Below are 19,652 nucleotides of genomic sequence, written 5' to 3'. Positions count from 1 at the left end.
CTCCAACTATACAAATACACTACTGACAACAGTATGTCAGTAGTGTTTTACGAAGAAACCACCGTCCACTAGCCATCATTCTATAGAACGTATTAGAGTTTCAAAGTGAGGGTAAGTGCTAAAAATCGATTGTACTTGGTGGTAAACAGTGTTACTCTAAAAGTCTGTGTTCGACAATATATTTAATATTAGCCACCAATTTAGTTGTAAAGAAAGGTAACACTATGATAAAAGTTGAAAACCTATCCTTCTCATTTCCACAAAAGGAACTATATAAAAACATTTCATTTACGTTTGAAGAGGCACAACATTGTGCTTTTATCGGAACAAGCGGCAGTGGAAAAAGTACATTGATCGATATCCTGATGGATCCGGAACGATATTTGTTCGAGGGCAAGTTAGAGATAGACCCCGATTGCAGAATCGGGTATGTGAGTCAGTTTTTGCAAGTAGACAAAACAAAAGAAATGACCGTTTTTGAATATATCGCAGAAGAATTCATCAAGATACAAGATGAAATTACAGCGATTTATGCGGAGATGGCCACCACATCGGATATGGATTCCCTGATGGAAAAGCTTCAATTGGCTTTGGATGCATTCGAGGCGATGGATGGGGATAATTACGAAAAAAACATCAATAAACAGTTAAACCTTGCCAACCTCATGAAGCTCAAAGATCTTAGTATATCCGCCGTAAGCGGCGGGGAATTCAAACTTATTCAAGTGATGAAGGAAATGCTGAATCGTCCAGACTTCATGATTATGGACGAACCTGATGTATTTTTAGACTTTGAAAACCTGAACGCGCTTAAAAAATTGATTAACACACACAAGGGAATGTTGCTGGTCGTTACGCACAACCGATATCTGTTGAACCATTGTTTCAACAAAATCATACACCTAGAAAACACAGAGCTCCAAGAGTTTGACGGGCGATATATCGATTACAACTTCTCACTGCTTCAGTCTAAGATCGAACTGCAAGAAATCGCAGTTGCTGAAGCTGAGGAAATTGAGAGATACGATCACATCATCGACAATCTTAGAGAGATCGCCACATATAATTCCGAAGCCTCCAGAGGCAGAGCGTTAAAAGCCAGAGTCAAGTTTCAAGAGAGATTGGAAGCACGTCGAATAAAAGAGCCATTTGTCGATATCAAACAGCCGAATATCCGTTTTGGAATCGATAAGGAAATGGAAGACACCGTTGTGGTTAACGTCAATAACTATAACGTTTCCTTTGACGAGTTGCTTTTGGAAAATGTGAACTTTGAGATCAAATCTACAGATAAAGTAGCCCTGATCGGTCCTAACGGTACCGGGAAAACGACTTTACTCCGAGAAATCTTTAAAAATAATCAGGATGCCATTGAAATAAATGCTGATGTTAAAGTGGCCTATTTATCTCAGGTTCAAGGCGAAATGCTAAAAGATTCGAATACCATCCTAAATGAATTCATTGATTCCGGCTTTCAAACGTATGATGAAATTAGATCGTATCTTCCAAACTATGGCTTTGAAGGAGAAATCCTTGATCAAAAGATTGAATCGTTATCTGGTGGAGAAAAAAACATGCTTCAACTGGCTAAAGTTTCTGCCAGTCAAGCCAACGTATTGCTCCTGGATGAACCGACAAGCCATTTAGACATCTATACACAAATCGCATTGGAGAAAGCCATTGAAGACTACAAAGGTGCGATTATCATGATTTCTCATGATTTCTATTCGGTTGTAAATGGTATGGATTATGTTTTAATTATCGAGGACAAAACGATTAGTAAAATGAGTATAGAAGAATTTAGACAGATGATTTATGCGAGTCATTTTGATGAAAACTATCTAGAAAATGAACAAAAGAAAAAGTCTGTTGAAATGAAAATTGAATTGGCTTTAAAAGATACTAATTTTGAACTTGCAAAGAGTTTGGTTGATGAGCTAGAAAAGCTGATTAAGTTGCTTTAGACAAGGTGAATATTCCAAAAATCTAAATCCCCCTGTATGTGGATTAATCCGCATACAGGGGGATTTACTTCTAGAAACAGCTAAACGAGCTGATTCGCTGCAGATCAATGCCGGTGTATAGCCAGAAGAAGCCATTCCAACGGAAGCCAGCCACCGAGTTTCTACCTACAAATACCGGGTACATCCAGAAGCCGGGACCACGATCCGGCCAAATATATGTGTAGCGAAACAGGCAGCCGGATATGGCTCTTGGATCTACCGCATATAACGAAGCGGGTTGCTGTGGAACGAATGATGGTGGCGGTCCGGTAGGTGCCTGCACGCCTTGTGGTCCGCCACCACCTCCACCCCCGGGGAACGATGGCGGACCAGGAAATCCGCCGGGTCCTCCTGGTCCTCCGGGACCCCCAGGTCCGCCAAACCCTCCACCAGGTCCAAAAGGAGGTAAAAATGTCATATCACATCACTCCTGTTCATTAGTCTACTGTATTGTATGTAGGCAATTGAGCAGGGGAATGGGTGAAAGCCTATAAAAGGCCGCTAATTTGGTCATAAGCTTGTCAGGTGGATATTCAAAATAAAGACACGCTCAAGCATAATAGATTTATACGAACTGCAAAAATGCACTGGGAGCAATCCCGGTGTATTCTCCTTTTAAAATGAGCGATAAGCCCATAATTTTTTTGCCATTCATTTTGTTAACGAGTACGAAACTCCTGTGGTGTGCAACCATAATGCTTTTTAAATATTTTTATAAAATGCGGCGGAGCCAAAAAACCAAGCGCCTTGCTGACATCTGCAATTTTGAGGTCTGAGTTCAGTAACAAGTAAGATGCTCTGTTCATACGTAAGCTGTACAAATAATCACCAATCGTTTCTCCGGTGACCGTTTTGTACACCTTGGACAGGTAAACGGGGTGCAGGCCGATATAGTCGGCAATGACCTGAAGGGAGATGCCTTCTGCCAAATACTCCTGAATGTATGTTCTCACTTTAGACGTAATTTGTTCATGCGCATTCATCAACTGATTAGAAGCCTGCTTGCGCCGCTGATTAATCATTTTCTCTGCCCAGCTATATATGCGTTGGCTGGATAACTGGCTTTTTTTCCGAAGTAAAAATTCGAACTCCTCCCCCAGCATTTCCTCAACAGTCGTGTCCTGCGATTTTAGTGAAATCGAGAATGTGGAAGACAAGTAGAGTAGTACTGTAAACAATTGATCGTGGGACAGTTCTTTACCAACTTCGTTCAAAAAAAGAATTCTGGAAATTTTGCTTATGGCCTCATCCCAATTACCTGATTCCAGCAGGTTAGGGAGCAAGGGTGGCTCATACAAATTAATGAGATTTTGCTGTTCATGGGAATCCGCATCCTTTTTGTCCAGCGTAATAAAATAACTTTTATTGCTACCCACATTCCGATTGATGGCTGACACGGAGGCTAAATACAGATCGGAGAGGTGGTCAGGGAAGCATTGCTCTTTACTCAGACAAATGGAGATGGCTCCCTTTAAAAATTTTTGCACATTGTTTTGCAGTCTGACCGCGTGGGAGTCGACTGAATCGAGTGCATGCAGATCACTGTTTTTGATCAGAAATACCAGATATCCCTGCTCTGTAATACAATGCCACAGCTTGAACGGATGCTGAAACACTTCTTCGGCTATATTGGTTACAGCATATTCGAGCAAGGATAATGACCGAAGATCATAACCGGAGAATTCCTCCTCCATCCGAATGACCATCATAATAAAGGGGTCAGAGGACACAAAGGGAATCTCCAGCATGCTGAGACGATCAGCCAGAATCTTATGGCTCATGGCTTTGTTCTGAAGAAGTTCCTTGAGAAGTTGATTGCGCAACAAGGGCATATTGGCGTGAAGGGCATGCTGAATTTGCTGAAATGAACTGATGCGTTCCCATTCGTGCTCAATATTGGCAATAGCCTTTGTTACAGCTTGGATGAGCTCATCGGTATTAATCGGCTTCAGCAGATAATTAGCAGCCTGATACTGAATCGCTTTTTGGGCATATTCAAACTCATCGTGACCAGACAAAATAATGCATCTAATTTTACTGGAGAATCGGCGAATCTCCAAAATAAGCTCCAATCCATCCATCTCGGGCATACGAATATCGGTAATCATGATATCAACAGCGTATTTGGAAGCGATATCGAGAGCCTCCGCAGCAGAGTATGCTCTATGCACTTCCTGGATGCCATAATCTTCCCAGGGAATTGTCAGTGCGAGACTATCAACAACCGATTTCTCGTCATCCACTATTAATAAACCGTACATGCTAATTCCCCCCTCTACAGACAAGCTGTTACAACACTTATTGTATTGTATGATGGCCGAACTATCATTTCAATGCGTGCCGCCTTGACTGACCTCAAATCTTAAGAAAACGATATAGATGTTCAGATATACTTATGCGAATTAGCGCTGCAAGTGGCCAGCGAGGTATGAAAGCTTAATTTGTATTCAGATTGCGTTATATCACATTAAGAAAGCGCTATTTCATGTCATTCAACCACACAGTATTATTAAAAAGAGAACTAAAACAATATTATGTGGGACCTTACATAACCGTTTTGCATGTCAAGGATACCTGCCGATAGATGAAGGAGTGTCTGGATGATGAATCGTGATATCAAGCAAATCGTGAAACAGTTAACCTTAAACGAAAAGGCAACACTATGCTCAGGTAGCAGCTTTTGGACAACGCATGCTGTAGAACGTTTGGATATTCCATCCATTATGATGACGGATGGTCCTCATGGATTACGCAAGCAAGCAGGTGATGCTGACCATTTGGGACTGAACGCAAGTGTTCCCTCCACTTGTTTTCCATCGGCGGTTGGGCTGGCAAGCTCCTGGAACCGGGATCTTGTGCAGCTTGTCGGAGAAACCATTGGTAAAGAGGCGCAGGCGGAGGATGTCGCCATTCTGCTCGGCCCAGGGGCGAACATCAAGCGTTCCCCGTTGTGCGGGCGCAACTTCGAATATTTCTCAGAGGACCCTTACCTGACGGGTGAACTGGCAGCATCTCATATTTCTGGTGTGCAAAGCCAGGGTGTGGGAACCTCACTTAAACATTTTGCAGTGAACAATCAGGAGCATCGCCGAATGACTACCGATGCGGTGGTCGACGAGCGGACATTAAGAGAAATCTATCTGACCGGGTTTGAGAAGGCGGTCAAGCAAGCGCAGCCATGGACAGTAATGTCTTCTTACAATAGAGTGAATGGAACGTATGCGTCGGAGAATGATTACTTGCTGAATACCATTTTGAAGGAAGAATGGGGACATGAGGGCTTTGTTGTGACAGACTGGTCCGCAGTGAATGAGATCGCAGCCAGCATCGCTGCGGGACTTGGACTGGAGATGCCTTCTTCCAACGGAGAAGGACCACGCAAAATTGTGGAAGCGGTGAATGGCGGCGAGTTGTCCGAAGAACAGCTTGACCAAGCCGTAGAGAGGTTGTTAGCTATTATTTTCAAGGTGGCAGAGCACAAACGTCCAGAAGCAACCTTTGATTCTGAGCAGCATCATCAGATTGCGAGAGAGGCAGCAAGAGAAACGATGGTGTTGTTGAAAAATGAGGACGATATTCTTCCGCTGAGCAAGAATAGCCGCATCGCCGTTATCGGAGAGCTAGCTGAGAAGGTCAGATATCAGGGCGGCGGCAGTTCGCATATCCATCCGACTCAACTGGATAGCCCTTATGAACAGATGGTTTTGCTTGCTGAAGCAGATGCATCGGTGACTTATGCTGCGGGCTACAACCTTGCCTCAGATGAAAGTGACCCGTTATTGATAAAGCAAGCCGTCGAGGCAGCCAAAGCAGCGGAAGTCGCTGTGCTGTTCATTGGTCTGCCTGACCGCTATGAATCGGAAGGATATGACCGGTCTCACATGGACATTCCAGCTAACCAATCGGCGCTAATCAAAGCCGTGGCAGCAGAGCAGCCTAACCTTGTTGTTGTGTTAAGCAATGGATCACCGATTGTGATGCCATGGCTTGATGATGTGAAGGGAGTACTGGAGGCGTATCTGGGTGGTCAAGCAGCTGGAGGAGCTATGGCGGATCTGTTGTTCGGAGAAACCAACCCAAGCGGTAAGCTGGCGGAAACGTTCCCGCAATCGGTGCATCATAACCCTTCGGCTCTGTTCTTCCCCGGAGACGGAGATCGTGTGGAATACCGTGAAGGCATATATGTTGGTTATCGCTACTATGATCGCAAGGACATTGAACCGTTGTTCCCGTTTGGTTACGGATTGAGCTATACGCAGTTTGAATATACCGGTCTGAGCCTGAGCGATACACAGTTCAAGGATGTGGATTATCTAACGGTAACTGTTACAATTCGAAACACGGGCAAACGTTACGGTCAAGAGGTTGTGCAATTGTATGTGCGCGATCAGCAAACCGTAGTAAGTCGTCCGGACAAGGAATTGAAGGGATTTGCCAAAATCGGACTGGAGCCGGGCGCTGAGGGCAGCGTTTCCTTCACACTGGATAAACGTAGCTTTGCCTATTATAATGTTGATTTGAAGGACTGGCATGTAGAGAGTGGCTCCTATGATATTTTGATTGGCTCATCCTCTCGTTCCATTCTTCTGCAACAGACGGTCAACGTGGAGTCCACGACAACCGGCCCAGTACCTACCTTTGACCGTAATACAACGCTGGGTGAGCTGCTCGCCAATCCAAAAACGATGGCTGTCATGAGTCAATTACAGGGACTGGCTCCACAGGGAGCGGAAGAGGCCCAATCCGATGCGATATCCTCCGAGATGATTCAGGCATCCATGAAATACATGCCGCTTCGTGCGTTGATTCCGTTTACGGGAGGGGCTCTTACAGAGGAAACTCTTTCCCAGTTGCTTGCTGGATTAAATGCGGCTGTTCGTCAGTAAAACACTACACAACAGCTTTTCACTATACAACATCGAAAAACGCTCATAAGTCATGACTTGTGAGCGTTTTTCATTTAAGATGTTATGGGATGTTAGCTCATGCACGAAAGGGCATGCACCAACGTACATACAAAAGGACAACCATCCGTAATATAATCATTGGAGAAGAGGTGATCTTATGAATGAGACGACGGAACGATCCAGCTTCTTGCAAATGAGTCAGGATGCCGAGGATGACCGAATCGCTTCATCCCGACTTCCAATTGCGTTATGGATTATACTGGTCACTATGGTAACGGTAGCGATGCAAACCTTGCTAGGACCGTTGCTGGTGCCCAGCCTGTTTTTTGTAGGCTTGATGGCGGCACATATTCAGTTATACTGGCGAGTGAGCAGGTTGATTCAGGTATCCAAGGTGTTATATCTGTTTCTTCAGGCCGGCTTGATTTTCGGGAGCGCTGCCTTGATGCCAGATGGTCTTCCCGTCATACTCATTGGTTTGATTCCTGTATTGATTGGACAGACCGTAGCTATTTTGTTTGAACCCAAAAAGGTTGTTTTTTTTGCGTTTGTACTCTATTTCCTTTTCTGTTTGGTTACGCTTTGGATTAAGGATGCTAAGGACCTTGCGCTGTTTATCCCCTTGTTATTCCTGATGATTGTTGTGGTAATGGCCTATGCTCTCCTGTACTACAGGCAGGTTAATGCCCGGGTGCGCACGCAAACGTTTTTGCGCGATCTGGAGCTGACACATCAGAAAGTTGAGGAGCTTACACTCGCTAACGAACGCCAACGTATGGCGAGAGATTTACATGATACACTCGCTCAGGGACAGGCAGGTCTCATTATGCAGCTTGAAGCCGTGGATGCATACCTCAGCCGGGGAAACATTCAGCGTGCTCACGAGATTGTTCTGACATCCATGGGGCAAGCTCGACAAACGTTGGGTGATGCGAGAAAAGCAATTGATGATTTGAGAACAAGGGCTACTCCTGTATTTGACTTCAACGAGGCAGTACAAGACCAATTACAACGCTTTCGAATTGCTACAGGCGTTCAAATCCAACTGGAGTTGCAACTTCGTTCGGCTCTGACCGGTTTTACCATGGAACATGTATTACATATTTTGAGTGAAACACTTATGAATGTGGCACGACATGCCCATGCTGATCAGGTTCATATATCTATTATAGAAATTTCCGGCTCACTCCAAATGGTGATCAAGGACAATGGCAGAGGATTCAATACTGCAACTATCGGAAAAAAGACCGGGCATTACGGTCTCATTGGCATTTATGAACGAGCCAGACTCATCGGAGGGCAGATTCAAGTTGAAAGCAGCGATGCGGGTACATGTATAACCTTATCTATACCATTTTGAATAGAAGGGAGGACATAAACAATGAGTCATAAAGTTCTGATTGTAGATGACCACTGGGTTGTACGTGAAGGCATCAAAATGATTTTGGGGACGGATGACAATTATGAAGTGATTGGCGAGGCTGAAGAGGGACACACGGCGCTGGAGCTGATGCAGAAACTTCAGCCTGATGTCATCCTAATGGACCTGAACATGCCTGGCGGCTTGAGCGGTCTGGATACGTTAAAACAGATGAACGTAGAACAAATTAACATTCCAGTTATTATTTTGACGACCTACAATGAGGATGAACTAATGATCAACGGGCTTGGGCTGGGGGCCAAAGGGTATTTGCTCAAGGATACAAGTCGCGATCATTTATTCCGTACGCTGGAGTCGGCCCTTCGCGGTGAAACATTGCTGCAACCTGAAATTTCGGCAAGGGTATTTGCCTTTCACCAGAAGCCGCCGGTAGTGCACAAGCACAAAGATACATTACTGACAGAAAAAGAACTTATAATTCTTCAGGCAGTCGCTCGCGGACTACGAAGCAAGGAAATCGCATTTGATATGGGCATTGCAGAAAGAACAGTAAAAGCTCAGCTGACTAATATCTATAATAAGCTGGGGGTAGACTCGCGCTCCGAAGCGGTTGCTGTATCCGTAGAGAGAGGCATTCTGCATCTGTAGAATATAGAATAATGTTGTAGGTTTCAAAGGGCAGCCTGTACGCAGGCTGCCCTTTGGTTCAACCCGATCGTACATGAAGGGCATGCCCCTACGTACGATTTTTTTTATTTAAGTTTCCACTATGATGATGTCATGAGGTTGTCCGAACAAGAGAACCTGAGTTTCAGATTAGAAGGGAGCTATCCATATACATGGCTAAATTTTTGTATCAATTAGGTGAATGGGCTGTAGCCAAGAAAAAGGGAGTAATTACAGGAGGGCTTGTCATCCTGCTGCTGTTGGCAGCAATCGGCATGGGGCTGGGGACCTCCTTTACAGGAGAGATGACGATTCCCGGAACCAAGTCGGAGCAGGCGGCCGATGTATTGAAGCAGGAATTCCCGTCCTCGGATGATGGTGGACAGGTTCGAATGGTATTTAAATCGGAGAAGGGCACGCTTGAAACAGACTCCACCCAAAAAGCAATTCTCGCAGCGCTGAAAGAGGTAACGTCCGATTCATCTGTAAAAGTAGTTGTTAGCCCCTATGACGGGGGCACAATCAGTGGAAACAAAGAGGTTGGTTATGCGGACATTACATATACGCAACCAGCCTCAGATGTAAGTGAGATGTCCAAAGAGCATATCCTTGATGTTGTCCATACATTACGTGACAAGGGTGTTCAAACCGAACTTGCAGGAAGCGTAGCCTTTTCAGAGATTGAAATTGGCGGCGTGTCCGAGGTGATTGGTATCCTGATTGCATTTGTGATTCTGGCGTTCACCTTTACGTCTTTCCTTGCAGCAGGACTTCCCATTTTGACTGCGGTTGTTGGGCTTGGCATAGGACTCATGATCATCATCATCGGCTCCAACACGGTATCGATGGCTTCATTCTCCATTACGCTGGCTGTTATGCTTGCACTTGCGGTAGGGATCGATTACGCCTTGTTCATTATGTCCAGATATCGGCAGCAATTGGCCGCAGGTTATGATCGAACTACCGCTATTGCGCAAGCCAATGCAACAGCAGGAAGCTCCGTTGTATTTGCAGGATTAACCGTTATTATCGCCCTCGTAGGGCTGTCCGTTGTACAGATTCCGTTTATCACGATGATGGGACTCGCTGCAGCAATCAGTGTACTGGTCGCTGTATTGATTGCTATTATATTTACCCCGGCGCTGCTGGCAGCAGCAGGGGATCGAATCCATCCTGCTCGTGAGAACAAATGGCTGCGCAAGTGGTCTGGTCGCAAAAAATCAGCTGAAGCAGAAAATCGTTGGGGCAAAATGGTTACTCGCAAGCCATGGCTCACAACCATTCTGTGTATTGCGATTTTGGCGGTGTGTACCATTCCATTCACACATATGCAGCTTGGCCTACCGGATAACGGCCTGAAATCCAAAGAAACAACAGAACGTCGAGGTTATGATCTGCTTTCAGAAGGTTTCGGCAAAGGATTTAATGGTCCGCTCATCGTCGTTGCCAAGGCTGCAAACAGTACGGATGCACAGGCAGACATTACGAAGGCAACCACATTCATCAGCAAACTTCCGGATGTAGCCTCTGTAGCTCCGCAGATTCCAAGTCCTTCAGGTTCTACGGCGATTATTACAGTGTTACCCAAATCAGGACCGAATGATATTAAAACAACCGAACTTGTTCAAACGATTCGTGATCAGGCAGAGCAGGTACTCAAGGATCATGATGTCGAGATCATGGTTACAGGTGGAACTGCCGTTAATATCGATATTTCAGAGAAACTGTCTCAGGCTTTACCAAAGTTTGCTTTGTTGATTGTCGGTCTTGCTTTTGTTCTACTTATGCTTGTATTCCGTTCCATTCTCGTTCCAATCAAAGCTGTAGCCGGATTTTTGTTCACTCTGGGTGCAACGCTCGGCTTTATTGTCTGGGTCATACAGGATGGCTATTTGGGAAGTTTCTTCGGAATCCCTGAGCCAGGACCTGTACTAAGCTTCCTGCCAATTCTGGTTACAGGTATTCTGTTTGGTCTGGCGATGGACTATGAGGTGTTTCTTGTTAGCCGGATGCGTGAGGATTATACACATACCGGAGATGCTGTAAAATCGGTACGAAGTGGTATATCCCATAGCGGTCCTGTAGTCACGGCTGCTGGATTGATTATGATCGCAGTATTTGCCAGCTTCATCTTTGCCGGGGATACGATTATCAAATCGATGGGACTTGCGCTGGCGTTTGGTATCCTGGTGGATGCATTTATCGTAAGAATGACTCTAGTTCCAGCCCTGATGACACTCATGGGTCGAAGTGCATGGTATTTGCCAAAATGGTTGGATCGTTTGTTGCCTAACATTGATATCGAGGGAGAGTCTGTGATGAAAGATACTCAAGGACATCACTCATCCAATACTCCAGATAATGACAACAAATAAAACATGGTTGGTTTCTCATATATCATAGAACGCCGTGAGCAGGAGGAGTCCAATGGCTAATGTTCGCATTTTCACAGACAGTATCTCTGATATACCCAAGGAATGGGAAGAAAAGTATGATATCGGGATTATTCCACTATATATCGTTTTCCAGCAAGATTCGTATTTGGATCGGATCGAAATCACTCCACAAGAGATGTATAACATGGTCGAATTATATGAAGAGCTGCCCAAAACGGCGGCTCCTCCACCCGCAGATTTTATGAAGGCTTTCAGCCCGGTCATTGAAAATGGAGAAGATATACTGTGCATCAGTATGTCCTCTCACCTTTCATCCACGTACCAGAATGCGTGTAGTGCGGCCAGAGAGTTCCCCCCAGGCAGAGTAACAGTGGTGGATTCTCTCAATGTATCGGCAGGCACCGCAATGCATGTACTGCTTGCAGTGCAGATGGCTAGGGAAGGGAAAAGCGCACTAACCATCGCTCAGGCTTTGGAAGCAATACGTCATGAGGTACAATTAAATGTGCTTGTGGATAATTTGGATTATTTGCATCGGGGAGGACGAGTCAGCAGCATTCAGCATATGCTGGGCAGCTTGCTGAGAATTCGACCGGGCTTGTATGTTCGAGATGGACTGGTTCATGCCGGAGCCAAATACAGAGGCAGCAAGGACAAAGTCGTGAACAAGTTGTTAAATGACATGTTGAGTCAGATCCACCGTATTGATCACGCGCAGATCATTATCGCCCAAACATTAGAGGAGGAGAAGGCGGAGTGGGTCCGCAACTTCATCCAGGAACAAACCTCCATTCAACATGTGCACATCATCGAAGGAGGTTGCTCTATCTGCTCTCACAGCGGTCCTCATAGCATAGCTATCAGTTATATCTTAAAATCGGAGCCACTGTTCAGGGCTTGAGATGATCCAAAAATATGTTCTTGAGGATATTAAATTGCTCGGCTTCGTCCACTTTTGTTTGGAAGGCTTCAATGCCATTGAGCATCGCTGTTTTTTTGGAGAAGTTGCCAAAGACATTAATCATCGTGTTAATCGTTTCAACCACATTGGCGTCGTTACGAACAGATCCATCCTTTTGACCAAGCTCAGCCAGCTCTGCACAAAGCATAATAATCTGTTGGTAGTTAGAATGATACATCTCGATATCCTCCAACGGGGACTTGGACATTGCGACGTAACACTCAAACGCTTCTATTAATTTGGAGCTTTGCTGGCTTTCTACCTGCTGGAAAAAAACTAGCGAGTCGAAAAGGCGGCCAAGCTTGTCGTAGCAGGTGCCTTCACCTCTGATAATATCGGATAATACCAGAACCTCGGACTGAACAATATCTGAAGCTACGGCAACAATAAGCTGCTCTTTCCGCGGAAAGTAGCGGAAGATTGTTGCCACCCCCAGTATTGCCTCGTCCGCAATATCCTGCATGGTCGCTTGCTCGAAGCCTTTATTCAAAAAAGCAATTTTAGCTGCTTCAATTATAGCTGCTCGTCTTCTTGTTTTGAGGTCACTGCGCTCTTGTTGAAGCCGTTGACGGGGTTCTATTGTAAAAACCTCCTTGTTGGAATGAACTCAAACTATGCTATCAAACTAGACTCTTTTCTGTCAACGTAAGGATTCATTCTGCCGTTTGGCGATCGAAAAAGCACTTCAACCCAAACCATGCCTCTGCCGTCACTGGAAGTGATGATCAGAGGCATTGTTCTAATATATAGTGTTTTCTTTACCCTACGATTTTGCAAGCGACCAGTTTAATCGGACTCGCATGCCTCCAAGGGGACTCTGCTCAAACTGGATACCCGAATGGGTAGCGTCCTGAATGCGTAGACGCTCCGCAATATTCCAGAGTGCACATCCCATCGTATCCACAGGCGGCTCGGATATTCTGGCCTTAAGTGCATTGATTTCTTCCTCCGTCATGCCTCTCCCGTCATCATCAACCACAACACAGATCCCGTGTTCCGTACGCTCAACGGTGATATGAATGGAACCGGAATCCCGCTTGGCTTCTATGCCGTGGATGATGCTGTTTTCCACCAAAGGCTGAATGAGTAGTTTGGGAATCGGGACAGATCTTAGCTCGTCCGGTAGCTCGATCTGATAAGAGAGACGGTCCATGCGCAAGCTCTGTATCTCAAGGTAATTGCGGACGATGCCCAACTCTTTTTCCAAACGGGTCATCGGCTCGTCAAGGCGTGTGGTGTACCTGAAATATTCAGCCAAGTTCTGGGTCATGGCAGTAACCGCTTCCTCATTGCCCAATCTTGTCATATTATTAATGAAAAAGAGACAATTATATAAAAAGTGAGGATTAATCTGGGCTTGTAGCTGTTTCAGCACCGCTTCACGAGCAACGATTTTTTCCTTATATACCTTTTCAATCAAATCCTCAATCTGTCCGGCCATGTCGTTGAATTGACCATATAAGTAATCAAATTCATTACCGCTCTGTCGTTGAATCCGATAAGAGAAGTCGCCATGCTTTAAAAGACGAACACCTTTTAACAGAGCAAGTATGGGGATCTGTACCTTGCGGAAAAGAACAACAATAATCGTGACACCCGCCATAAACAGCATGACACAGGCAGAGTAAAACCAGAATTGAGTCATTCGTATAGGCTGCAACGCTTTATCAAGTGGCATAAAATCAATTAAATACCAGCCGAGCTGATGAGAGTACACGTAATTGACAATGTACTGGGCTCCGTTAACCGAGACGGTTTCTGTACCGGAGGATGGTTGTAGATGACCGGTTAGCTCTTTCATGATAAGAGGGGTCATGGGATTAGCCTCTTTGCGAGTAATCAATTGCTCGTCCGGGTTATAAAACAACGTCTCATTCTCGCCCTGATGTGAGTTCTCAACTATATCCTCCAGATTGCTACGCGGGAACTCCAACCGAATAATAATCTGTGGACTGACCTTGTATCTATAATATTTAGCTGTAGCTGCATCATAGTTCCACCCTGATTTCAGTGAATCTACAGAGGGAGTCTTCATATTTAACTCCGAAGAAATGATCCATTGATTCAACAGAACCGAGTAGACCGATATTTTGTTATTCCATCCCTCGGACAGACTTTGCAGATTAACTCTCGCAGCAACATTTTGAATCAACTGTACCTGCTCAAAGGAACTCATCACGTCAATGGATCGCAGCAAGGCAATAGAATTGTCCGTTTCCATGGAGATAGATAACATATTCAGTCGATTTATGCTCTGATCGAGAGAGTTAACGACAAACTGCACTCGATTGAGATTGTTGGTTTCAATATCCTTTTGAACGGTATCCAGACTGGATTGAACGGAGAAGGTATACATGACCAGCACGGCGACAAGCATAATCAGCGTGATGGCCACCATGTTCATAAAGGTCCTGTATTTCTTTTTCAACCCTTAACGCCTCCTGCCAACGATGTAAATTCACCTTATTGTAGGCTGGCATTGGATGAAATACAAGTGAATTGGAATGTAATATAGATGAAGGTTAAGAATGAATTATCCAATGTTGGAAAAGCGTTATTTCGACTGTATAACTGGCACGATATGATGAAGATGAATTAGATGAAGGAGCGCATTTCGCATGAGCTGTAGCAAAATATACCTGTCTCTTACTGTTGCTTGTTTGATTCTGTTTACCGCCGCTTGCAGTGGTAAAGCACAGGAGCCTAAGCCTGTAAAAACAGGTGTGATCGTAACAACGGTCAAAATGAATGATCCAACCACGATCTACAAAAATGGCGAAACCGCCGCGGATAATGTTCATATCCGTTGGGCCAGAGAAACGCTTGGCGTGGATATTCGGACCAAATGGAGTGCTCCTGTCGATGACTACGATATGAAGCTTCGATTAATGCTCTCTGCCGACAATACGTTACCTGATGTGTTCTCATCCAATGTCATGGACACGGTCAATGGATTCATGATCTCAGGAAAACTGTTGGACGCTGGACAAGCCTTTGATCGATATGCCTCATCCACCTGGAAAGCGGCTATGGCTGAAGTGCCAGAGGTATGGAAGCCCTTTGAGATTGACGGGAAACGGATGGCGATTCCGATCATTACGGAGCAAGCCTCGCAGTCCGTACTCTGGATTCGCAAGGATTGGCTAGATCATCTGAACCTGAAGGCACCAAGCAATCTCGACGAACTGGAAACGGTAATGAAAGCCTTTACCTATGATGATCCAGACGGTAATGGCATACAGGATACCTACGGTATTGATTTTGCAATCAAGGACCAGTATCTGGCCTCTCCTACAGGAGACATATCCTGGGTATTTGGTGCATATGGAGCGATTCCAAGTATATGGAGCAAGAATGCACAGGGCAATCTCGTCTACGGAAGTATCCAGCCTCAGATCAAAAATGCGCTGGCAAAACTGCAAGACTGGAAGAAAAAAGGATATGTGGGCAATAACATAGCTCTGCAAGACTTCAATCAGGTCAATAAAAATATTATTGATGGCAAAGTTGGGATGGTGGCTGGTCCACGCTGGTTTGGAGATTATCCGCTGCAACAACTTAATGAAAAGGATCCGAAGGCTGAGTTTGTGCCTTATCCGATTCCTGCAGGAATCGATGGAACCACAGCGAGATTCAAAGGAAACTCTTACAGTGGGGCTTTAATGATCAGCGCAGACATTTCTGAAGAAGCCTTGCAGGCTTTTTTCAAGTATCAGAACTATCTGTATGAGGCTACGGTGACGAATAATCCGTTGTATCTGAGTGCGTATCAGAATGGATATGATTATGTGCTGAACCCGGATGGTACGGTGGATAGTGACAGCGGCGATATTCCCGGGGGGAAAGTAATAACATTCAAATATACCCTCATGGGACAATATGCGAGTTACCCTTCCCGATTCAGAGCAGCTCTTCTGAGAATGGGCAAGGGAGAAGAGCTCAGCTCGCATGATCGCGCCATTTTGTTCAGTATGGGAATTGATCCTAAGGATGAGAAGCAGGATCCCATTATGAAGGCAAACGTTGTAGAGACCAGGCAGCGGCAAATTGATCGAGTCAATCTGTTTCAGGGGCCCCCAACAAAAACAATGCAAGCTCGAAACACTTATTTGCAAAAATTGGAGCTGGACACCTTCAACTCCATTATTTATGGAGAGGAGCCACTCACCATTTTTGATGAGTTCGTGAAAAAATGGCTGGATTCAGGTGGAAGAAAGATCACGGAAGAAGTGAATGAATGGTACCAATCGGCGCAGAATCAGCCTTAAAGCAGGATGGTTAAACGGTCCGAAAGGTAATATACAGGGGGAGGTTTCATCGATGAACATTACTCATATGAAAACAAATCACATCACTAATCCGCTCGGTTTTGCGGTAACCAAGCCAACCTTTACTTATGCCGTTACGGATACGATAGCAACAACGCAGATCGCCGCACAGGTAGAAATTGCACTGGATGAATCCTTTACAGAGCTTGTATTTGATAGCGGAATAACAGAGGATATGGATTCGCTCGCGTATTCTCCGGATCTGGAACTGGCTGCACGGACGCGTTACTTCTGGAGAGTTCGAGTCTGGAATGAGCTTGGGGAAAAGGCGACCAGTGAAACGGCCTGGTTTGAAACGGCGAAGCAGGCTGAGCCATGGACGGCAAAATGGATTACACCTGAGCTGGAACCAACGATTCACCCAGTCCTCCAAAAAACGTTCGAAGTCAAAGGGCCTATCGCCAAAGCACGGGCGTACATCTGTGGTTTAGGAGTATACGAATTGGAGCTAAACGGAGTCAAGGCTGGGGATGAGTACTTGGCCCCTCATTATAATGCCTATCACAAATGGCTTCAGTATCAAACCTACGATATTACCGACCTGTTGCAAGAAGGGTCCAACGCGATAGATGTTCGTTTGGGGAATGGCTGGTATAAGGGACGGTTTGGTTTTGAAGGAGATACCACTGCCAATTTGTATGGTGATCATTTTGCATTGCTGTCCGAGTTGGTGATTACTTATAAGGATGGAACAGAAGACGTTGTACCGTCAGATCTGTCCTGGCATGCCATCCGCTCGAATGTGGTGGATGGTAACATCTATGACGGAGAAATCTATGATGCCACGCTGGAAGTGAACGAGACTTTCCCCGTTCGGGAAAGTGATCTGGGATATGAGCGAATTCAAGCAAGAAAAAGTCTTCCGGTTGTAATCAAGGAAACCTTGAAGCCGATCGAAATTTTGATCACACCTGCTGGCGAAACGGTCATTGATATGGGTCAGAATATGGTAGGCTGGCTGCAATTCCGTACTACGGCACCAATTGGAACGGTCATCCATTTGCAATATGGCGAAGTGTTGCAGGAAGGTAATTTCTACCGGGAGAACCTTCGCTCGGCTAAGGCGGAGTATATCTATACCGCAAACGGTGAAGAAGCTATTGTGCGTCCGTATTTCACATTTTACGGTTTCCGATATGTTAAGGTTGAAGGTTGGGTAGGCGAACTGGATCTAAATGACTTCACAGGCTGTGTGGTTTACTCGGATATGGAACGCACGGGATATTTGGAAACAAGTCATGCTGGCGTGAATCGTTTGTTCGAAAATGCACTTTGGGGGCAAAAAGGGAACTTCCTCGATACGCCTACCGATTGTCCACAACGCGATGAGCGCATGGGCTGGACAGGGGATGCACAGGTATTCTCCGGTACAGCAAATTATAATATGGATACGTATGCCTTTTTTAACAAGTATGGATATGATCTGTGGATGGAACAGGAGGATCGGAACGGTATGGTTCCGATGGTCGTTCCGGTTGGACGTGTGCAGGGCGGAGGGTCCAGCGCCTGGGGAGATGCGGCAACCATTATTCCTTGGAATACGTACCTGCATTCCGGGGACCCGTCCATTCTGGAGCAGCAGTTTGACAGCATGAAGGCATGGGTAGATTATATCAAGCATTCAGATGACGAATCCGGTGGTACACGTTTGTGGACGGTAGGTTTTCACTTTGGTGACTGGCTCGCGCTAGATGGGGATGATCCGAACTCTCCGATGGGGGGAACAGATAATTACTTTATTGCCTCAGCCTACTATGCCTATTCTTCAGATATCGTAGCCAAGGCTGCCAAAGTACTTGGACATCATGATCTTGCCGCATCCTATGAGCAGTTGGCGGAAGAGGTTAGAGCTGCAATTCTGAAGGAATACTTTACTGCGAATGGACGTCTGGCAGTAGATACACAGACCGCATACGCTGTAGCGTTGTATATGGATCTCGTTCCTGAGCAACATAAGGCACGGACTACAGAGGCTATTCGCTTGCGTGTACGAAAAGATCAAAATCATCTGAGAACCGGCTTTGTAGGTACGCCTTATTTAAACCGAGTGCTGTCAGCGCATGGCAGCAATGATATCGCCTATACACTTCTGCTCAATGATGATTATCCAAGCTGGTTATATGCGGTCAATATGGGAGCAACAACAATCTGGGAGCGTTGGAACTCCATTTTGCCAGATGGTACAATCAGTGAAAATGGTATGAACTCGCTCAATCACTATGCCTACGGTGCCGTTGTTGAATGGATGTATCGTCATATGGCGGGGATCAATCCAGTAGAGGATCGGCCTGGCTTCCGCCATGCACTGCTGGCACCGATGCCTGATTTCAGAATCCAGTGGACCAAAGCCCGCATTGACACCACAGCAGGAACTTATCGCAGTGAATGGAAATTTGACGAAGCAGGCAGGCTGTATTTAAGCTTCTCTGTTCCGTTTAATGCAACAGCAACGATCAAGCTGCCACGTGCCGTGGTTGATCAGGTGATGATAAACGGAATTACACTTTCGGATGCAGGTCTGACTGTTGTTCAGGGTGAGGATGAAGTGATCATCGAAGTGGTGAGTGGCACGTATGATTTCAGCTATGTACCGTCTGTTCCTTACAAACAAACGTTAAGTACGCGAACCCCGCTGAATGTGCTGCTTCGTAATGACGAAAGTCGCAGCATGCTGAACGAGCTTTCACCGATGCTTGCTTCGCTGGACCCGGGAACAATTGGTCCAATGGGGGAAGCAAGCCTGCGTGAGCTATCCAGCTATCCTTCGTTCAGTACGCCAGAGGAAGAACTCGACCAGCTCGATCTCAAGCTGGAGACCATTCAACTCGTTTAGAATAAATCATTGTTCGTTGATACGAAAACGAAACACAATGACGTTTCTTTAAATACAAATCATCTCATCCCGATGCACACAAGTTGATCTTGTGTGCATCTTTGATTAGCAGAAAATGAGTAGTTTATCAAAATTTGAAAGCATATTGGTTAAATGATAGAATTCATATTGTATTGA

At 45.4% G+C, this 19,652-nt stretch carries 12 protein-coding genes; 8 read left to right on the top strand and 4 right to left on the bottom strand.

Translation table 11 applies throughout. From position 1 onward, the window contains the following. Positions 1-224: 224 nt before the first annotated feature. Complete coding sequence (locus MHB71_RS08965) at positions 225-1,964, top strand: ATP-binding cassette domain-containing protein (protein ID WP_036615424.1); 1,740 nt, start codon at positions 225-227, stop codon at positions 1,962-1,964. Positions 1,965-2,034: 70 nt separating this feature from the next. Here MHB71_RS08965 and MHB71_RS08960 read toward each other — a convergent pair whose 3' ends face one another. Both MHB71_RS08960 and MHB71_RS08955 read right to left on the bottom strand, forming a co-directional pair. Further along, complete coding sequence (locus MHB71_RS08960) at positions 2,035-2,421, bottom strand: hypothetical protein (protein WP_036615422.1); 387 nt, start codon at positions 2,419-2,421, stop codon at positions 2,035-2,037. Between the two features lie 241 nt (positions 2,422-2,662). Continuing rightward, positions 2,663-4,264 carry a response regulator gene (locus MHB71_RS08955; RefSeq protein WP_340029345.1) on the bottom strand — a complete coding sequence of 534 codons (1,602 nt, stop codon included), beginning with the start codon at positions 4,262-4,264 and terminating at the stop codon, positions 2,663-2,665. A gap of 342 nt (positions 4,265-4,606) precedes the next feature. Between MHB71_RS08955 and MHB71_RS08950 the strand changes: the two genes are divergently transcribed. The 5 genes from MHB71_RS08950 (at position 4,607) to MHB71_RS08930 (ending at position 12,254) form a co-directional block, all read left to right on the top strand. Further along, positions 4,607-6,889 carry a glycoside hydrolase family 3 C-terminal domain-containing protein gene (locus tag MHB71_RS08950; protein ID WP_340030148.1) on the top strand — a complete coding sequence of 761 codons (2,283 nt, stop codon included), beginning with the start codon at positions 4,607-4,609 and terminating at the stop codon, positions 6,887-6,889. 178 nt (positions 6,890-7,067) lie between these two features. Continuing rightward, positions 7,068-8,270, top strand: a complete 1,203-nt coding sequence (locus tag MHB71_RS08945; RefSeq protein ID WP_340029344.1) for a sensor histidine kinase — start codon at positions 7,068-7,070, stop codon at positions 8,268-8,270. Between the two features lie 21 nt (positions 8,271-8,291). Then, complete coding sequence (locus tag MHB71_RS08940; RefSeq protein WP_340029343.1) at positions 8,292-8,939, top strand: response regulator transcription factor; 648 nt, start codon at positions 8,292-8,294, stop codon at positions 8,937-8,939. A gap of 191 nt (positions 8,940-9,130) precedes the next feature. Next, positions 9,131-11,332: an MMPL family transporter gene (locus MHB71_RS08935; RefSeq protein ID WP_340029342.1), complete on the top strand. Its 2,202-nt coding sequence runs from the start codon at positions 9,131-9,133 to the stop codon at positions 11,330-11,332. A gap of 52 nt (positions 11,333-11,384) precedes the next feature. After that, on the top strand, positions 11,385-12,254 hold the full coding sequence (locus MHB71_RS08930; protein ID WP_340029341.1) for a DegV family protein: 870 nt from the start codon (positions 11,385-11,387) through the stop codon (positions 12,252-12,254). Here the strand turns inward: MHB71_RS08930 and MHB71_RS08925 are convergent. After that, positions 12,244-12,828, bottom strand: a complete 585-nt coding sequence (locus MHB71_RS08925) for a helix-turn-helix domain-containing protein (protein WP_340030146.1) — start codon at positions 12,826-12,828, stop codon at positions 12,244-12,246. The genes MHB71_RS08930 and MHB71_RS08925 overlap by 11 nt on opposite strands. A gap of 249 nt (positions 12,829-13,077) precedes the next feature. Further along, complete coding sequence (locus MHB71_RS08920; RefSeq protein ID WP_340029340.1) at positions 13,078-14,742, bottom strand: sensor histidine kinase; 1,665 nt, start codon at positions 14,740-14,742, stop codon at positions 13,078-13,080. Positions 14,743-14,932: 190 nt separating this feature from the next. Between MHB71_RS08920 and MHB71_RS08915 the strand changes: the two genes are divergently transcribed. After that, entirely contained in the window at positions 14,933-16,582 is a 1,650-nt protein-coding gene (locus MHB71_RS08915) for an extracellular solute-binding protein (protein ID WP_127549385.1), read from the top strand. A gap of 52 nt (positions 16,583-16,634) precedes the next feature. Further along, positions 16,635-19,475 carry a family 78 glycoside hydrolase catalytic domain gene (locus MHB71_RS08910; RefSeq protein WP_340029339.1) on the top strand — a complete coding sequence of 947 codons (2,841 nt, stop codon included), beginning with the start codon at positions 16,635-16,637 and terminating at the stop codon, positions 19,473-19,475. Positions 19,476-19,652: the final 177 nt, after the last annotated feature.

Source organism: Paenibacillus sp. FSL H7-0940 (assembly GCF_037979415.1).
Lineage (GTDB): Bacteria > Bacillota > Bacilli > Paenibacillales > Paenibacillaceae > Paenibacillus > Paenibacillus amylolyticus.
This window is presented reverse-complemented; position numbering and strand designations above follow the sequence as displayed.